Source organism: Streptomyces sp. LARHCF249, from assembly GCF_052871255.1.
Map to the genome: position 1 here is coordinate 947208 of NZ_JBIXJQ010000001.1, position 15599 is coordinate 962806.

Here is a 15599-nt window from a genome sequence, read left to right on the forward strand (position 1 = left end):
ATTGCCCAGCAACGGCCGACGACCGGCGAAGTTGATGTGCTCCGTGTTGACGGACGCATCGTGTCAGCGGGGCTCTTCCTGCTACGGTCATCCGTTCGCCGAGGAGGTCGTGATGAATGGATCCTTGACCGCTGCTGCCCAGGTAGATCTACGCCGTCAGCCGGTGGAAGACGTGCTGAAGCGCGTAGAAGCGGCCCTGCATGTGCAACTGGATCGGCAGGCCCTGGTACGCAAGCGCCGTTCCCTGGGCTGCCGTACCGAACGGGATACATGGGTGCGCATTGAGCGGCGGGGATTCGAGCGGATCGGCACGCAGGGCTGGAACGGGACCGAGGCCGCTGCGGTTCTTCAGGGGGTCGCGATGCCCGAGTGGTACCAGGGCCTGGCGTGGCGTGAGCCGGGCGAGCCTGTGATGTGGCGCGCGGATGAGCTGGAGCTGATTCCATCGCCGTCTATCGGCAAAGGCGCCCTGGTGCTCGAAGACCCGGGCCTGCCGGACGAGTGGTGGGCGGCGCTGAACGCTTCGCTGAACGCGCTTGCCTCACAGCAGACACCGCGGATTGCGACACCGGACACAGTGACGATCACGCAGGAGCACGTGACCCAGACCCTCGGAGCGGCCTTCCCCAGGGTGGCCGATACACGGATCGAGCGGTGGTCGCCGGCTCATGCGGATCTGACCTGGGCCAACGTGATGGGGCCGGGGTTCTCCCTCATTGATTGGGAGGACTGGGGCATGGCGCCCCGGGGCCTGGACGCCGCAACGCTGTGGGGCAACGCGCTTGCCGTCCCAGGGCTCGCGAACCGCGTCCAGCAGGAGCGGCGTGCGGATTTGGAGAGCCGGGACGGCAAGCTGATGTCGCTGTTCTTCCTGTCGAAGATCGTCGGACCCTACGCGTACGAGGAGGATCCGCTGCTGGCGCCAGCCCGGAAGGAGGCCGAGCGCCTGGTAGCCGAGCTTCAGCTCTGACGGTGTCCATGGAGGGCCCGCAGGTACTGACTGACGGCGGCAGTGTCCACCTCCGCGCCCAGGGTCTGGACCAACTGGGCCAGGTGCCCGGGGTCGTCGGTACCGACCGCCATCGCGGAGGCGCTCGGCAGGTGGAACGAGGCCCGGAACGCCGCCTGTATGCGGGACAGATCCCCGTGCCGCGGTCGCAGGAACGGCCGGATGTCGAATTCCTCCCAAACCTTCCTGTGGCCGCCACCGAAGGGACTCATGCCCCAGGTCTCGCCCGGCTGCCAGGCCGTGCGCAGGACGTTTATGGCGTCGAGGAGGTCGATGCCCACGAGGAACCCGGCCCGGACCATCAAGAGGTCCGGGGACGGCAGGTCGTCCACCTGGACCATCTCGAGCGACCGGGTATCCCAGGAGGCCACACCCCAGGCGCCGCACAGGCCGTCTCGGGCGGCGTCTGCCAGGACAGTACAGGCGTTGCCGAGAAGGGTGTGGCCATCGGGAGTGGACAGGCCCGCGAGGCTCCGCTCGGGGTTGTGGAGGAGCACGGTGTCAGGTTCCCTGCCGAGTTCCCGGGCCGTTCGCTCGACGGCCAGCCGCAGCCGGACCGGATCAAGGGAGTGCTCTGCACCTCCAGCGCTCGGGAAGAAGCCCACCTTCGTGGAGAGGGCGAACTTTGGCAGCAGATCGGCTGCCGTCTCAGCAAGCACCGCGTGCGAGCGGAAGCCGAGGTAGGGAGCCGCCGTATCCAGGGCGGTGACGCCCAGGTCGAGGGCGGCCGTCAGGATGTCGCGGTGGTGACGAGACCGGTGTAGGCCGAGGACAAGGCGGGGGTCAGCTCCGTGCACAGTTCCTCCTTCAACAGGATCTCGGCGAGCTGTTCCACGTCTACGCCGGTCTTCTCGGCGGCGTCGGCGATGACGACGGGGTGGCCGCTCAGCAGCAGGGCGAGGGCGGGGTACGCCTCGCCGGCGAACGTGAGCTTCTTGCCCGCGGCGAGCACGTCCACGGTGTCGTGCTGCTGCTCGATCACGGGCTCGAAGTCGGTGACGCACACGACGGCCGCGGGCTTGCCGAACAGGCAGGTGGCCGGGACGTGCCGGGCGGCCAGGCGTTCCCGCTCGCGGGCATCGAAGAAGTCCTGCGGGGTCAGCTTCGTAGCCATCTCGGCGACGGCGTCGGCCAGGAGCTGCTGCTGTCCCTGCCACTGGCCGGGGGAGTTCCAGCGGTCCAGGTCGTACCGGAACAGGTCCTGCGTGCGGGCCTGGTCGGCGAGCCAGGCCAGCCAGTTCACGCCGACGCGCTTCACGATGCCGAAGGTGGCGTGGAGGCTGTAGCCGTCGCCCTGGTCGTCCCGGGTTGCCTGGTGCCAGAAGCCGCGCGGGATGTGCATCACGTCGCCGGGCTCCATGACGCCCTGCCACACGATTTCCTCGCTGGGCTCGGCGTTGGGGGCGGAGTCGCGGTACATCGGAACCTTGCGCGAGGTGCCACGGACTTCCCAGCTTTTGCGGCCGGCGAGCTGGACGATCACGGTGTCGTGGTCGTCCCAGTGGAGCTTGAAGCCGCTCGCGTCCTGGGTGGTCAGGTAGGCGTTCACCTGAACCAGCTCGCGTGCCCACCACTGGAGCGCACGGCAGGTTGCCTCCATGGCCGGGTCGAAGAAGTCGACCTCGTCCAGAACCATGGTGCAGCCCTCGCGCATCAGCCCACCGACGCGGCGCATGTCGGCCATGGGGATGGCCTGTCCCCGCCGAGTGACGGAGGGGTGGATGTAGCGGCCAGGGTGCAGTTCTGCCCCTTCCTGGAAAATGCGGAACTGGGGCGTGGTGACGCTGCGACGCATCACCAGGTCAAGCAACTTACTGGGGTTAAGCAGGCGATCGAGCAGATCAAGGTCCTCGATCGTGCCTCGGGTGAAAGCAGATCCGAGTGCGCCAGGTCCGTCCCAGCCGAGAGCCTTCTCCATTGCAGTGACGAAGTGGTGATCCACGTCTTCCTCCAGTCGAGTCATGGGGTGAGGGCCGGGGGCCCGCCGTGGATGACAGGCCCCCGGGTTGGAGCTGTGGTGCGCTGGTGGCGCTACTCCTGCGGGAGGTTCAGGCCGTCGCGGTTCTCGCCGTCGTCGCCCGCGGAGGTGCCGGTGGAGTCGGACTCCGCCGCCGCGGCGGTGAAGCGGTCCTGGACCTTGATCAGGCTCTCGACTCCGATCAGCAGGTCTTCCTTCTGTGCTGCCATGCGTGTCTCCAATTCGTCGAATTCCAGAGCCGACGGGTGTCGGCCCAACCCCGATGGGGCATGCCTCACCAGCCCTGCTGCTTCGGGGCCCGTGAGGAGATGGGGGTGGCGCGAGGCCACGGCGTGTGAACGGGGATTCCTGAGGCCGGTTGACGGTCAGCGTCTGGGATCACCGGCGATGGCCAGGACGACCACCAAGACGGTGACGGCAGCGGCGTAGAGGAGTACGGCGAGCTGTTGGCGCCAGCCCCACCGTGCTCGACCGCGTACTCGGGGATCCCCATCTAACGGGGCTTTCAACGGCGGAAGGCGGCCACTACGCCGCCCCCGGCTCGATGGATGCGGGCTGAAGGGCTCGGGCCGAGGAAGCGGCGCCACCACAGCGGCGGCACTCGCACGGGGGGTACCGGGCGGGGTTGGAAAGGATGTCGAACGGGTCGCCTTCCAGGACCCGTGTGCTCGGCGACCACGTCCGGCCCAAGTCCCGCGACACCCGGATGCTCATCAGGACGCGGGGTTCTATGCCCAGGTCAGGAGTTCTACTGAAGGCCATTCGCTCTGTGTCAGGAGTACCCGCCGAATCGTTCAAGGCGGTCGTCCTCGGTCGCTTCGCCATGTGCAGAAGGATCGCGATCAGGCCGATGCAGCAGAAAGGCCCAGCGGGTTACCCAACTTGGGTAACATCACGGTCCGCTGAGACCCCGAAGCGATCCGTAGCCTTCCTCCGGAGCGTGCCCGATGCCCGAGTCACGTCACACGAGGGAACTGCCGGCAAGTCTGCTCACCGATTCCGAGATGATCGACGCGTGCCGCGTACGCGACTTCGCCAGGGTCTTTCGCCTGGTGAAGGCTCGGGCAGGTATCTACCCGTCGATGATCGCGCGCCAGTGCGAGCTGACGCCGAGTCGGGTGGGTGAGGTGATCGCGGGCCAGCGGCAGCTCCTCCACATGGACGTGATCGAGCGAATTGCCGACGGCTTGCGCATCCCAGGGCACATGCTCGGGCTTTCCCGACGCGAGTGGGAAACGCCGGCCGCGCTCGCGGTGTCCGAGCGCGAGCCATCAGAGCCTGCCCACGCTCCCGTTGGGCCCGGGCCACTTGCTGCCTTACCCGGGGTTGAGGTGGACAGCATCCTCGCCATGGCCGCCGGAACCAATCCGAGCCCCTCCACTCTCCACGCGCTCCGGTCCTCGATCGAGGACTACTGGCGACGCGACGACGAGCATGGTGGGGAGACCCTTCGACCGGCCGTCGTCGGCCAGCTCCGATACGTGGAGGGGTTACTGAAGGACCGGCGGCCGACACCGATACAGCACGGCCTGTACGGCATCGCAGCGGAGTTGGCGCGGCTGACTGGGTGGACCTACTTCGATGCTCGGCAGTACCACCAGGCACGCGCGTACTTCTCGGAAGCTCTACAACTGGCCAGGGAGATTGACGACCATCCCTTCATGGCCAACGTGCTGGCCTGCATGAGCCTGCAAGCGACCTACCAGGACAAGCCGGCGGACGCGCTTGCACTGGTGTCTGCTGCCCAAGATCAAGCCCGTGCCGCCAGCGGGACGACGCCGAGGGTGCGGTCGATGCTAGCCATGCGCGAAGCCTTCGCCCACGCGACCTTGGGGGACCGGAAGGCTACGCATACCGCGATTTCGGAGGCCCACAGCCAATTCGAGCGCATCTACGAGGGTGATCCGGACCCGGCCTGGGTGACCTACTTCGACGAGCCGAAGCTGATCGTGGATACGGGCATTGCGCACGGGCGACTCGGCGAGGCGGCGATCGCCGAACCGTTGATCGCGGATGCCCTCGCGCGGGAGGATCCTGCGAACCAGCGCGGCCGGGCGTTCCACGCCTTCTGGTTGGCCCGTACTCAGCTCCAACGGGGCAAGCTCGACCAGGCTTGCCACACGGCGATAGACGCGCTGGTGCCCGCCGCAGCGGTCTCGTCGGAGCGGGTGACCGGGCACCTTCGCGAGTTCTACGAGCAGCTTGCGCCCTATCGCGAGGTGCCGGCCGCGGTTGCCTTCGAGGCACGCCTACGAGCAATGCTTCCCCCGCCGGGTCAGCGAACCCCTTCGTCCATCAGGACGTAGAGGAGGCCGACGAGAGAGCCGCTGCTGACGATCTCGCGGCGGTCGATCATGCCTCGAATACTCGCCAGCGGAATCCACTCGACCCGGTCCGACTCGTTCTTCTCGGTCGGCGGACCGTCGTACGTCGCACCGTCCGCACGGAACAAGTGGTGCTGAGAGTCCGTGATTCCGTTCGCCGGTTCGGCGTAGATCAGCGGCTTCATCGGGCCCGTACGCCAGCCGGTCTCTTCGAGGACTTCACGGGCGGCAGCCTCGCCGGGGGTCTCGTCCGCCTCCACCAAACCCATGGGCAGCTCCCAGGCCCAGGCGTCCGTGATGAACCGGTGGCGCCACATCATCAGGACCTCTTGACGGTCGTTGATGACAGCAGCCACGGCCAGGTGCCGAAGCTTGACGACGTGGTGTTCCCAACGGTGCCCGTCCGGCGTCTCGATGTCGGTGAGCCACAAGTTCACCCACTTGTTTTCGTAGATCGGACGTTCACCGTGGATCTTCCACTGCATCGCTGCGGCCCCTCTCGATCGACCTCCAGCATCGCAGAGCCATATCGAAAAGAAGCCTGGTTCAGGCAAATTCACGTCATACTGACGAATATGGGCAGGGTCCTGTCGGCGCTCAGGTACTCCTGCTGGAGCCCGGCCATGGAGACTCCACCATCTTCGCCCCGTTGACCGCCGTCCGGGCCGAGCACATCGGCTGGCGGCAGACGTGCGCAGTCATCTCCGTGATCCTGGCGCCCTGCCCTGCACGCCCCGTGGCCTGCCGCCCCGCCCCAGCCACCCGCAGCGGACCGCATCCTCGGCGGATACCCGCCTCTCCTTGCCGTCCTGGCAGCCTCTCAGGCTCCTACGTCCTAATCGCCCAAGTCCACCGTGGAGCACCCCGGGGTCACGCCATGGGCACGTCGTCAGCGGGGCCGGCGCTTGGGAGGAACGGGGCCCGGGATGACATCGAGGTCGAGATGTTCCTTGAAGAGGTGGACCAGGTTGGCGCCGTCGAGGAGTTCGAGGCGTCCGTGGTCGTTCGCGAACGCCTCGCTCGCCCGGCCGAACCACGAGGTCGTCACCAGGATGCCTTTGGCCGCCCGCTTGTGCTCCACGACGCCGGCCAGCGCGGACACTGACTCGAAGGGCACTACCTTGGCGGTGCGTTTGGCCTGGATGATGCACAGCCCGCGCATGACCGGGTCGGTGTTCATCGCCACCGCGTCCACGCCCTCGTCCTGCGACGGCCGTGTGTTGACGCTGTCCAGGCCGATGGCTTCGAACAACTGCCGCACCAGGTGCTCGAATTCCGTGGGCGAGAGGTCCATCAGCACGGGGCGGCTGTCCAGGCCCGCCACGACGTCCATGCTGTCCATCAGCCGGTACTTGCTCAGGTCGAAGGTGACCAGCGGGCGCACCGGCTCCAGCTCGTACGGATTCGGTGAGATCAGCGACCGCAGCCGCTTCAGGCAGGCTTGCGGATCGACTTGGGTGAGCACCAGTTCACTGAACTCTTCCCTCCCCGCCTGGAGAGTGATCAGGCAGGGGTGCACCTCGCGGCCCGTGGCACGGTCGATGGTCGCCACGTGCCCGTTCAGCGCCACAGACCTCACCACCCCGTCCGTGTCCGCCGCGAACAGCTCGTGGACGGTCCGAAGCGCCATCTGCGCCAGTACGGACGCGTATAACTCGTGGCGGTCCTTCTCGGGCCTCGGGACCGGCGTGATCTCGTCGCGCGTCTTCACGTACCGATAGGCACGGGCCACCGGGACCACATCTTCCAGCGGCAGGTCGATCTCGACCAGCAGGTCTCCCGTATCCGCCTGGAAGGAGACCTGGTGAGCCTTCGGGAAGCCGTGGGGATACGTGGAGGCGGCCAAGACCTGGTCGATGAACCACTCCACCGCCTCGACGTCGCGCTCCTGGTAGGCGGCGCGGCGTGCCTTGATCCCGGCATTCCACTCCTCGACGCGGGCCGCCTCCTCCTGGTTCCGCTCGTCATGGCGGGCCTGCGCCACATCCAGCTTCCCGACGCGCTTTTGCTCCTCACGAGCATGGTCCCGCAGCGCCTCGTCGAACCGTTTGCGCGCGGCCTCCACCTCCGCGTCGTACGACCGGCGCCCGAAGCCGAGCGCTCCCAGCCATCCGCGCGGCGGCTCGGGCTCGTACTCTCCCCAGCGCGGAAGGGGAACGGGCTTCGTGCGGCTCTTGGACGGCGCGAAGGCCGCAGGGACGAATTGCTGCCTGAGACTGTCGAAGCTCAAGGGCCGGCCATCCAGCACCGCCCCACGCAACAGTCCCGCCAACTGCTCGACGTCGTGTTCGGCCACGCTCGTCTTATCGACGGCCTCCTGCGCACGCGCGGCCTCGTAGGCGACCTTCTCCTCACGCGCCTTACGCTTGGCCTCCGTCTCACCAGCCTTCCGACGCCGCTCACGCTCCTTGGCCTGCCGCGCCCGCTCGCGCGCGTACTCGTCAGCCCCACCAGCCACCGCCACCCCCAGGTCCCTACACGCCGGTCCGATCAGAACTTCCCCCACCCAGGGTCGTGCAATCCGCCCGCTAACGCGTTACATGCCAGCGATCCTGTTCCTGCGGGCAACAGGGCAGCCGCGAAGGTGCGCAATATGGATGGGAACCATGTCGGAGGCGACCTCGTGCTGCCATGCACCGGCACGAAGCTCCCAGCACGTCCGCTGAGTGCTTCGGCTGCGAAAGAAGTCCGCATGGACGGCTCCGGCCCGGCGGACAGGCCCTCGAGGATCCTCCGAAAGGTAAGCACGAGAACTCTGCACACTGAGCCCTACATACGGCAGGATCACTCGTGAACGCAGAGCGGTGGAGCGGCGAACGTAGGAGGCTTCCTGTGCCACTTGGTGTCGAGGAAGAGGCAGCAGATGCGGGGCTCATCAAGCTGACGCTGGCAGCGCTCGGCAGTCGCCGACAGCAGTTGCCACTTGCCGTGCCACTGCAGAACCCAGCGCAACTTCCGCTCCACCATCTACAGCCTGAGGTCTTTGAGCGGCTGGTCGCAGAAATGGTGAGCCGACAAGACAACCGTGGTGTCCAGTTCTACGGGCGCAGCGGACAGAAGCAATACGGGCTGGACGTCGTTGAGCGAGAACCAGGAGGGCTTCGTTCGCTGTACCAGGTGAAGCGCTACGCCTCTCTCACACGCCCTCTTATCCGCTCCGCGGTAGAGGACTACGCCGGGCCTCCCCGCTCATCTGGCCAGAGTGAGCAGCCGCGGCTCTTCAATCCGCATCGGTTCGTCGTCGTAACGTCGGCATCCCTAGATTCTGATACCGCCTGGGTTGACGAGGTCGCCGATCTCCAGGATGAGTACCTGGGTGACCTTGAGATCGAGTTCTGGGGAGCGGAGGCCGTCAGTCGGAAGTTGCGGGATGCTCCCAATCTGGTGGCGTCCGTGTTCGGTGCTGCATGGAGTGAAGCCTGGTGTGGAGTTGCACTTCCCCCACTTGATCCAGCGGCCCCGGCATCCTTGGGTCTAGTGAGCGGGCCTGTCGCCGTTCTGAATCTGGAGTCCATCGAGACGGATGCCAAAGAGGCTGAGGTGTCGGATCCTGCTCAGGCGGAGCGTTTGTACGGGCTTCTGGCCCAGGCCCTCTTGGACGGCAATTTTCCAGGCCATGCAGCCCAGTTCCGTGCGCGTCAGGCTGCGATGGCACGGCGTGCGGGTGATCCAGCTAGTGCCTTTGACATCCTCTTCCGCCTAGAGTTGGAGAGAATTAGCAGCGGCGGAACGGACGGCCACGTCGGCGTATTGGAGGCGGTCGCATCCGAAGCCGGCGAGCTAGCGACAGCGAAGTGGTCCGTTCTCAGTGCAGTGGCCAACTGGTACGAACAGGGCAGTCAGCTTCTCGTGGCAGTTCCCGCGCTGCGCGTGATCGCGGCCGCAGGCGACCCGCATACAGGGTTGTTGTGCTGCCTTGTACTGGAACAAGCACTGGTTGACGGGCTCTACGACGCCGAGCCACACCGCTCGCTTGTTGTTGAGCCGGAGCACGCGCCATCCACCTATCTGGCGGAGATGCGCGAACTGGCCCTTGACGCAGACAGCCGGGATCCAGTGATTCGTGCCCGCTTGAAGGCTGCGCTTGCTGATACGGCGTTGCGCCTCACCTCCTCGCCTCAGGAAGTGGAGGCCGTCTACGGGCGGCTTCTGTCCGAGGCGGGTGCGGGACGGTACCGACATGCGAGGGGTCTGATTACATCGCGTGCGGCGCATGCGTTCGCCACACACGGTGACGCAACCCGCGCGGACGCGCTCTGGAAGCAATCAGTCCTGGCAACCAGTGAAGACGGACTGTTCGGCGATGCCCGTCTGGCACTGCGATCGGTACGTCTACTCGCGAGTGACCGTGGCGTTTTTACATTCGGGCTGGAATCAATCACCCGCGCGCTTCCGAATCGTAGACAGCTATTGGCGAGTGTCTTCGATCCCTCACTCTCTGCCTACGCTGCGGCACACCGGGGTAAGTTGCCCGATGCATTTGCCGATACCCGGCGTTACCTCTGGGAGTCACGCCTACAAGGTGCCTTCCAGGAAGAGATCCTTGCAATGGAGCTCTTCGGTGATGTTCTCGCAGCGGGAAACTATCCCACTGAGGCTGTCCACGCATACGTCCACGCGGGCGCCGCCAAAAAGGCCTCGCTTCTTGCTGCAAGCATGAGTGAAACCGTAGACATCAGACCTTGGCTCAGGTCACCGGTCAGGCGCCGTGTAGCAACGGCCGTTCAGGTTATTGGTGCCCAGGAGGCCATGTTCACCGACACCGATGCCGCAGAGATCATCACCCTCCTGCTCCAAGTAGCTGAAGGGCTGTGGGAAGCTCCGGCCGCTTTTCCGAACCCGGCATCCGACGCACTCAAGGCGCTCAAGGGCTTTACGACCCGACTCGATTCTGAGGACATCACACTATTCCTTGGCCTGGTCTCGCGGGCACTGAGAGAACCGACCCGTTACAACGGAGAGATCGCCGAGATCCTCATCAACACGATGAGATTCTCCGCGCGCGGAGAACTCGCTGATGCAATTGCGGACATGATGATGCTGCCGAACCAGGACATTCTCTGGGATCTAGTGGCGCAGCTGCCTGACGGCGAGAACACCGCCTTGTTGCCGGCTGTCGAAGCGCTCGCCGTAGAAGGAATGGCCGAGGCTGTCAGCGTTCTCGATTCCTGGCGGCCTGAGACCGAGCAGGCTCAGCTCCGGGCACGCGCAACGTCTGCGGCACTCTTGCGCCAGCCGGTGGGAGTACCTAGGCATCAGTTCTCCGTTGGGACACTTCAATCCACCACCGTCAGCCAGATCTTGGGCCTGCTGTCGTGCACAGACCTTGCGCCCGTTGCAGTGGAAAATCTGGCAGCCGAGGCGGAAGGCTTCGTGGAGTCGCTTCTGATAGTTCAAGCTACAGTCGCTTCCCCCGCTATCGTGAGCGGCGCCGAAGGCAGCGATGAGGTGAGTCCATCGGCTTCAGATCCCTGTAAGGCCGACGCGCCTGACCTTGACAGAGCGGCCATCATCGCCGCCGGTCCACCCTCAGAGTTGGCTACCGCTGTGGCCCAGCAACTCGCGGCCATGGCTGAGGATCCCCACGACTGGGCAGCAGCTCGAAACAGCTCAGTTCTGGCGCTCTCACGCCTGGTGCCCGCGCTGACGCCCCAGGCATCGGAAGGAGTCGCACATCGGCTCCTTGCAATCCACTCTGCGCCACAGCTATCCGAGTCCGATGAATGGGAGATCGACTCGAACGTTCCACTGAGTCGCATGCGCCTGAACAACGGGGCGGCCCATCTAACGGACAATGCTCTTCGGGTCGCCACTATGGCCTGGGCCACCTCCCGGGAATCCGGCGCGCCACTGACTCCCGCCGATGACGCATTCACCGCTCGGGCCATTTCAAGCGCTGCCGCATTGCTCCGCAGTGACGACCCAGGCAAGCGTGCACGCGGCGCCCGCTGTGTCGCTGCCCTTGCCGATGGTTCAATGCACTTCAAGCTCCAGGCCGGCGGACTTGCACTGCACAGCTGCCAACATGTGCGAGCTATCGGCGTCGCACATCTCTTGTCCAGCGATCCACTGCTGATCGCGCTGTCCGAAGATCCTGCACCTCGCGTACGGGCCGCAGTCGCCCGACGCGCCGATGAGCTTCCCCAACAGGTACTCAACTCCCTCATGCTCGACCCCCACCTGGGGGTACGCCGGACTCTCGCCATGGCCCGTTCTCAGACAGGCAAGTAGACGCGGGAAGCGACACACCAGCTCAGGGTCGAAGCGGGCACTCAGGGAGACTCGAAGGCGCTCTGCGCGGTCGCGTGCCGTAGCCTCGACGGTCTCCGAAACCTCTGCCGGGCTCGTCGCCTCCGCGCGCTCCAAGGCCCGCATCCACATGAGCGACCCATGGCAGCAGCCCCCGACCGAACACAATGAACCTCGGCGTCGACTACCCCCGTAGCCGCTCGAACGTCGCACGCGCGCTCTGCGTCCAGACCATCCGGCGAAACCTGTGACAACTACGCTCCGTACAACTTGCTGTGCCGCGTCCGAGGACCCCGTCCACGGTTCCTTCGAGACCATGGGAAGGCATCCGGCAGCCTGACGAACCGTCACCAAAGTCAGCATTGGGTCAGCATTGGTCCTGGCAAAGCTGACCCCAGCTGGTCACACATGGGAAACGTCGACCGCTCGAAGCGAGCCTTCGGGAGCTCCCACCCCTCCCTCCGCGGGAGCGATCTCCGCGGGAGTGGCGGCCTCTCCCCGGTTGGGCTCGGCTGATCCACCCCCTTCAGAAAAGCGCAGGTCAGCGCACCCGTCCGCGTGCCTTCAGCGGCCCCGGCGGGAGCTGCGGCGCAGGGATCGGGGGGCCGTCGTAGCCCTTCACTTCGCCGTAGCGGGTGCCTTCCATCCAGTCCTTGCGGGCTTGTACGATCTCCTCGTTGCTCCGTCCGATCCAGTTCCAGAACATGACGATCTCCTCCTCGAACGGCTCGCCGCCCAGAAGCATCAGGCCTGCGTCCGAGGTTGCCCGCAGGGGGAGTTCGGTGCGGCCGCAGCCCAGGTAGAGCATCGAGCCCGGGAGGACCGGGACGTCGTCCACATGGGCCTCGCCCGACATCGACAGGACCGCGTACTCGAAGTCCGGGTCGAGCGGGAGCCGGGTCTCGGTGCCCGCCGCGAGGGAGAGGTCCGCGCCGACGATCGGGCTGTACGCCGTGCCCGGCGAGGTCGCGGTGTCCAGGGTGCCCAGGATGACCGTCGCGGTCAGGCCCGGGGCGGTCACCCTCGGGAGCTCCGCGTGGTGCTGGAAGTGCGGCTCCACATCGCGGTGGGCGTCCGGCAGGGCCACCCACAGCTGGGCGCCGTGCAGGAAGCGGGCGTGAGGGCGCGGGCTCTCCTCCGAGTGGCTGATGCCCCGGCCGGAGGTCATCAGGCCCAGCTCGCGCGGGCGTACGGTCGCCAGGCTGCCCACGCTGTCGCGGTGCAGCACCTCGCCCTCGTGGAGCCAGCTCACCGTCTGGAGCCCGGAGTGCGGATGCGGCGCGACCTGCATGCCGGGCTCGTCCGCGATGTCGTCCGGGCCGTAGTGGTCCACGAAGCACCAGGCGCCGACCATGCGGCGGCCCAGGTTCGGCAGGAGCCGTCGGACGTCGGTGGACTCCCCGAGCTTGACCGTGCGCGGGCTGAGGAGCTCGCGTACCGGTTCGGCCACGACGAAGCCGCGGCCGCCGCAGACGGAGAGTGCGGGCTGGCGATCGAGATTGCTCATGCGGACAACCTAACGGCGGGAAGGCGGCCGCGGTCAGTGGAATGTTCCCCCGGCCCTGCGTGTTGGAGGCACCGGACACGAACCGGGAAGCGGGAAGGCGGAAGGGACGCGATGAGCGCGATGAACACGTCGTACTTCGAGCACGGGACGGCAGCCGAGCGCTGGGAGCGGGCCCGGCTCTTCTTCGACGCGAAGGAGTACGCGACGGCCGCCCGCATCCTGGACACACTGGCGGCCGAGGCTCCGGAGCAGCTGGCGCCCCGCCTCCTGCTGGCCCGCGCCTACTACCACTCCGCCCAGCTCTCCCGGGCCGAGCGCGAGCTCCGCGCCATCCTGGAGCGCTGGCCCGTGGAGGACTACGCACAGCTGATGCTCGGTCGCACGCTGCAGCGGACAGGCCGGGCCGCCGAGGCCCGCCCGCACCTGCGGATGGCCGCCGCGATGGCGGGCGAGTTCCCGGAGTAGCGGGCCTCTCGGCCCGGCGCATGCGGGGCCCGGGCTCCGCCTCGGTTAGCCTGGGTCCCATATGAACCGTCTGACCACGCCTTTCGGCTCCTACGAGCTCACCCGCTTCCCCGAGGACCCGCGCGACCGGCTCCGCGCCTGGGACGCCGCCGACGAGTACCTGCTGCGCCACCTCGACGCCGGTACCGGCGAGCGCGGCCCGGTGGATCTGGCCGGCGCCGGGCAGATCACCGTCCTCGGGGACCGCTGGGGGGCGCTGACGACGGCGCTCGCCGCGTACCGGCCGACGCAGATCACCGACTCCTCCCTCACCCGCTCCGCCACCGCGGCGAACCTGGACCGGAACGGGATCGGGACCTCCAAGGCGACGGTCACGCTGCTGACCACGCAGGACCCGCCGCCAGAGAAGATCGACGTCCTGCTGGTGCGCGTACCCAAGAGCCTGGCGCTGCTGGAGGACCAGCTGCACCGGCTGGCCCCGCACGTGCACGCGGGCACCGTGGTCGTGGGCGCGGGCATGGTGAAGGAGATCCACACCTCCACGCTGCGGCTCTTCGAGCGGATCCTGGGCCCGACGAAGACCTCGCTCGCCGAGAAGAAGGCGCGGCTGATCTTCTGTACGCCGAGCACCCCCGGCGCCGCGCGGCCCACGACGCCCGGGCCGTGGCCGGTGACGTACACGGTGGACCAGGACGCCGGGTCCGCTTCCGGGCTGACCGTCGTCAACCACGCCGGGATCTTCTGCGCCGACCGGCTCGACGTCGGCACCCGCTTCTTCCTGCAGAACCTGCCGACCAACACCGACGGGGCCCGGGTCGTGGACCTGGGCTGCGGCAACGGCGTCGTCGGCACGGCCGTGCAAGTGCACGACCCGGACGCCGAGGTCGTCTTCACGGACGAGTCCTACCAGGCGGTCGCCTCGGCGCGGGCCACGTACCTGGCGAACGTCCGCGAGGGCCGGCGGACGGCCGAGTTCCACGTCGGCGACGGGGTCGCGATGCTGGCTCCCGGCTCCGTGGACCTGGTGCTGAGCAACCCTCCGTTCCACTCCCACCAGGCCACCACCGACGCGACGGCGCTGCGGATGTTCGCGCAGTCGCGCAAGGTGCTGCGGCCCGGCGGCGAGCTGTGGATCGTCGCCAACCGGCACATGGGCTACCACACCCACCTGCGGCGGCTCTTCGGCAACAGTGAAGTCGTCGCGAGCGAACCGAAGTTCGTGATTCTGCGGGCGGTCAAGGAAGACCGGCCGCGCCCTATGTGACCTGCCAGTACGGCCTACACTCTGCCGCGTGAGCAGCCAGGTGGAGGACGGTACGGGCGGCGGGCGCTACCGCCGGGAGGACGTGGCCCGCGCGGCCGGTGTCAAGGTGCGCAACCTGCGCTACTACCAGGAGCGCGGGCTGCTGCCGCCGCCGCGCCGCGAGGGCCGGATCGCCTGGTACTCGGAGGAGCACCTGACCCGGCTGCGGCTGATCAGCGACCTGCTGGGGCGCGGGTACACGGTCAACGGCATCGCCGAACTCCTGCAGGCGTGGGAGGGCGGCGGCGGCCTGTCCGGACTGCTGGGCCTGGAACGGGAGATGACCCGGGACTGGGTGCGGGAGGAGCCGGTGACGATGACCCGGGCCGAGCTGCGGAAGCTGTTCGGCCCCACGTCCACCGCCGAGGACACCCGGCGGGCGGCCGAGCTGGGGTACGTCACGGTCGACGGGGACCTGGTCACCCACCCGAGCCCGCGCCTGCTGGACGCGACGCTCGCGCTGGTGCGCCAGGGTGTGCCGCTCGCGGAGATCCTGGACGCCGGGGAGTTCGTACAGGCGCAGGCGGCGGCCCTCGCGGACCGGTTCGTCGGACTGTTCCGGCAGCATGTGATCGGCCCGGAGGGGCTGGAGCGTCTTTCGGCCACCCAACTCCAGCACATCACGGAGGCGGTGACGGCCTTGCGTCCGGTGGCCGGCGAGGTGGTGGCCACGGAGTTCGCGCGGGCGATGGCGCGCCGGGTGGACGCGGAGGTCGCCGAACTGCTGCGTACGGAGCAGTAGGAGTCGGCCGAAAGGGTGCGCT

The 15599-nt window shown here is 67.3% G+C and carries 12 protein-coding genes; 6 read left to right on the forward strand and 6 right to left on the reverse strand.

Annotated features, from left to right (window positions below):
* The first annotated feature begins 112 nt into the window (after positions 1-112).
* Complete coding sequence (locus ACIPUC_RS04565; RefSeq protein ID WP_446586702.1) at positions 113-970, forward strand: hypothetical protein; 858 nt, start codon at positions 113-115, stop codon at positions 968-970.
* Here the strand turns inward: ACIPUC_RS04565 and ACIPUC_RS04570 are convergent.
* The 3 genes from ACIPUC_RS04570 to ACIPUC_RS04580 form a co-directional block, all read right to left on the reverse strand.
* A complete protein-coding gene (locus ACIPUC_RS04570) occupies positions 961-1806 on the reverse strand; it encodes an aldo/keto reductase (RefSeq protein ID WP_446586703.1) in 846 nt (281 codons plus the stop codon). The genes ACIPUC_RS04565 and ACIPUC_RS04570 overlap by 10 nt on opposite strands.
* Entirely contained in the window at positions 1740-2951 is a 1212-nt protein-coding gene (locus tag ACIPUC_RS04575) for a JmjC domain-containing protein (RefSeq protein WP_446586704.1), read from the reverse strand. The genes ACIPUC_RS04570 and ACIPUC_RS04575 overlap by 67 nt, the downstream gene beginning before the upstream one ends.
* Before the next feature lie 89 nt (positions 2952-3040).
* Complete coding sequence (locus tag ACIPUC_RS04580; RefSeq protein WP_157853303.1) at positions 3041-3196, reverse strand: hypothetical protein; 156 nt, start codon at positions 3194-3196, stop codon at positions 3041-3043.
* 738 nt (positions 3197-3934) lie between these two features.
* Between ACIPUC_RS04580 and ACIPUC_RS04585 the strand changes: the two genes are divergently transcribed.
* Positions 3935-5293: a hypothetical protein gene (locus tag ACIPUC_RS04585; RefSeq protein WP_446586705.1), complete on the forward strand. Its 1359-nt coding sequence runs from the start codon at positions 3935-3937 to the stop codon at positions 5291-5293.
* Here ACIPUC_RS04585 and ACIPUC_RS04590 read toward each other — a convergent pair.
* Together ACIPUC_RS04590 and ACIPUC_RS04595 are read right to left on the reverse strand one after the other, a co-directional pair.
* Positions 5263-5796, reverse strand: a complete 534-nt coding sequence (locus tag ACIPUC_RS04590; RefSeq protein ID WP_384615582.1) for an NUDIX hydrolase — start codon at positions 5794-5796, stop codon at positions 5263-5265. The two genes, ACIPUC_RS04585 and ACIPUC_RS04590, sit on opposite strands and share 31 nt — an antisense overlap.
* 404 nt (positions 5797-6200) lie before the next feature.
* Positions 6201-7775: a restriction endonuclease gene (locus ACIPUC_RS04595; RefSeq protein ID WP_446586706.1), complete on the reverse strand. Its 1575-nt coding sequence runs from the start codon at positions 7773-7775 to the stop codon at positions 6201-6203.
* 368 nt (positions 7776-8143) lie between these two features.
* On the opposite strand from ACIPUC_RS04595, the gene ACIPUC_RS04600 reads away from it, so the two are divergent.
* Positions 8144-11542, forward strand: a complete 3399-nt coding sequence (locus ACIPUC_RS04600; RefSeq protein ID WP_446586707.1) for a hypothetical protein — start codon at positions 8144-8146, stop codon at positions 11540-11542.
* Between the two features lie 559 nt (positions 11543-12101).
* Here the strand turns inward: ACIPUC_RS04600 and ACIPUC_RS04605 are convergent.
* On the reverse strand, positions 12102-13067 hold the full coding sequence (locus ACIPUC_RS04605; RefSeq protein ID WP_446586708.1) for a pirin family protein: 966 nt from the start codon (positions 13065-13067) through the stop codon (positions 12102-12104).
* A 120-nt stretch (positions 13068-13187) separates the two neighbouring features.
* Here ACIPUC_RS04605 and ACIPUC_RS04610 point away from each other — a divergent pair, with 120 nt between their 5' ends.
* The 3 genes from ACIPUC_RS04610 to ACIPUC_RS04620 all read left to right on the forward strand — a co-directional run bounded on the left by ACIPUC_RS04610 (position 13188) and on the right by ACIPUC_RS04620 (position 15577).
* On the forward strand, positions 13188-13532 hold the full coding sequence (locus tag ACIPUC_RS04610; protein ID WP_446586786.1) for a tetratricopeptide repeat protein: 345 nt from the start codon (positions 13188-13190) through the stop codon (positions 13530-13532).
* 70 nt (positions 13533-13602) lie between these two features.
* Positions 13603-14796 (forward strand): methyltransferase, encoded by a 1194-nt coding sequence (locus ACIPUC_RS04615; RefSeq protein WP_446586787.1) that lies wholly within the window; start codon positions 13603-13605, stop codon positions 14794-14796.
* 28 nt (positions 14797-14824) lie between these two features.
* Positions 14825-15577 carry a MerR family transcriptional regulator gene (locus tag ACIPUC_RS04620; protein ID WP_446586709.1) on the forward strand — a complete coding sequence of 251 codons (753 nt, stop codon included), beginning with the start codon at positions 14825-14827 and terminating at the stop codon, positions 15575-15577.
* The last annotated feature ends 22 nt before the right edge of the window (positions 15578-15599 follow it).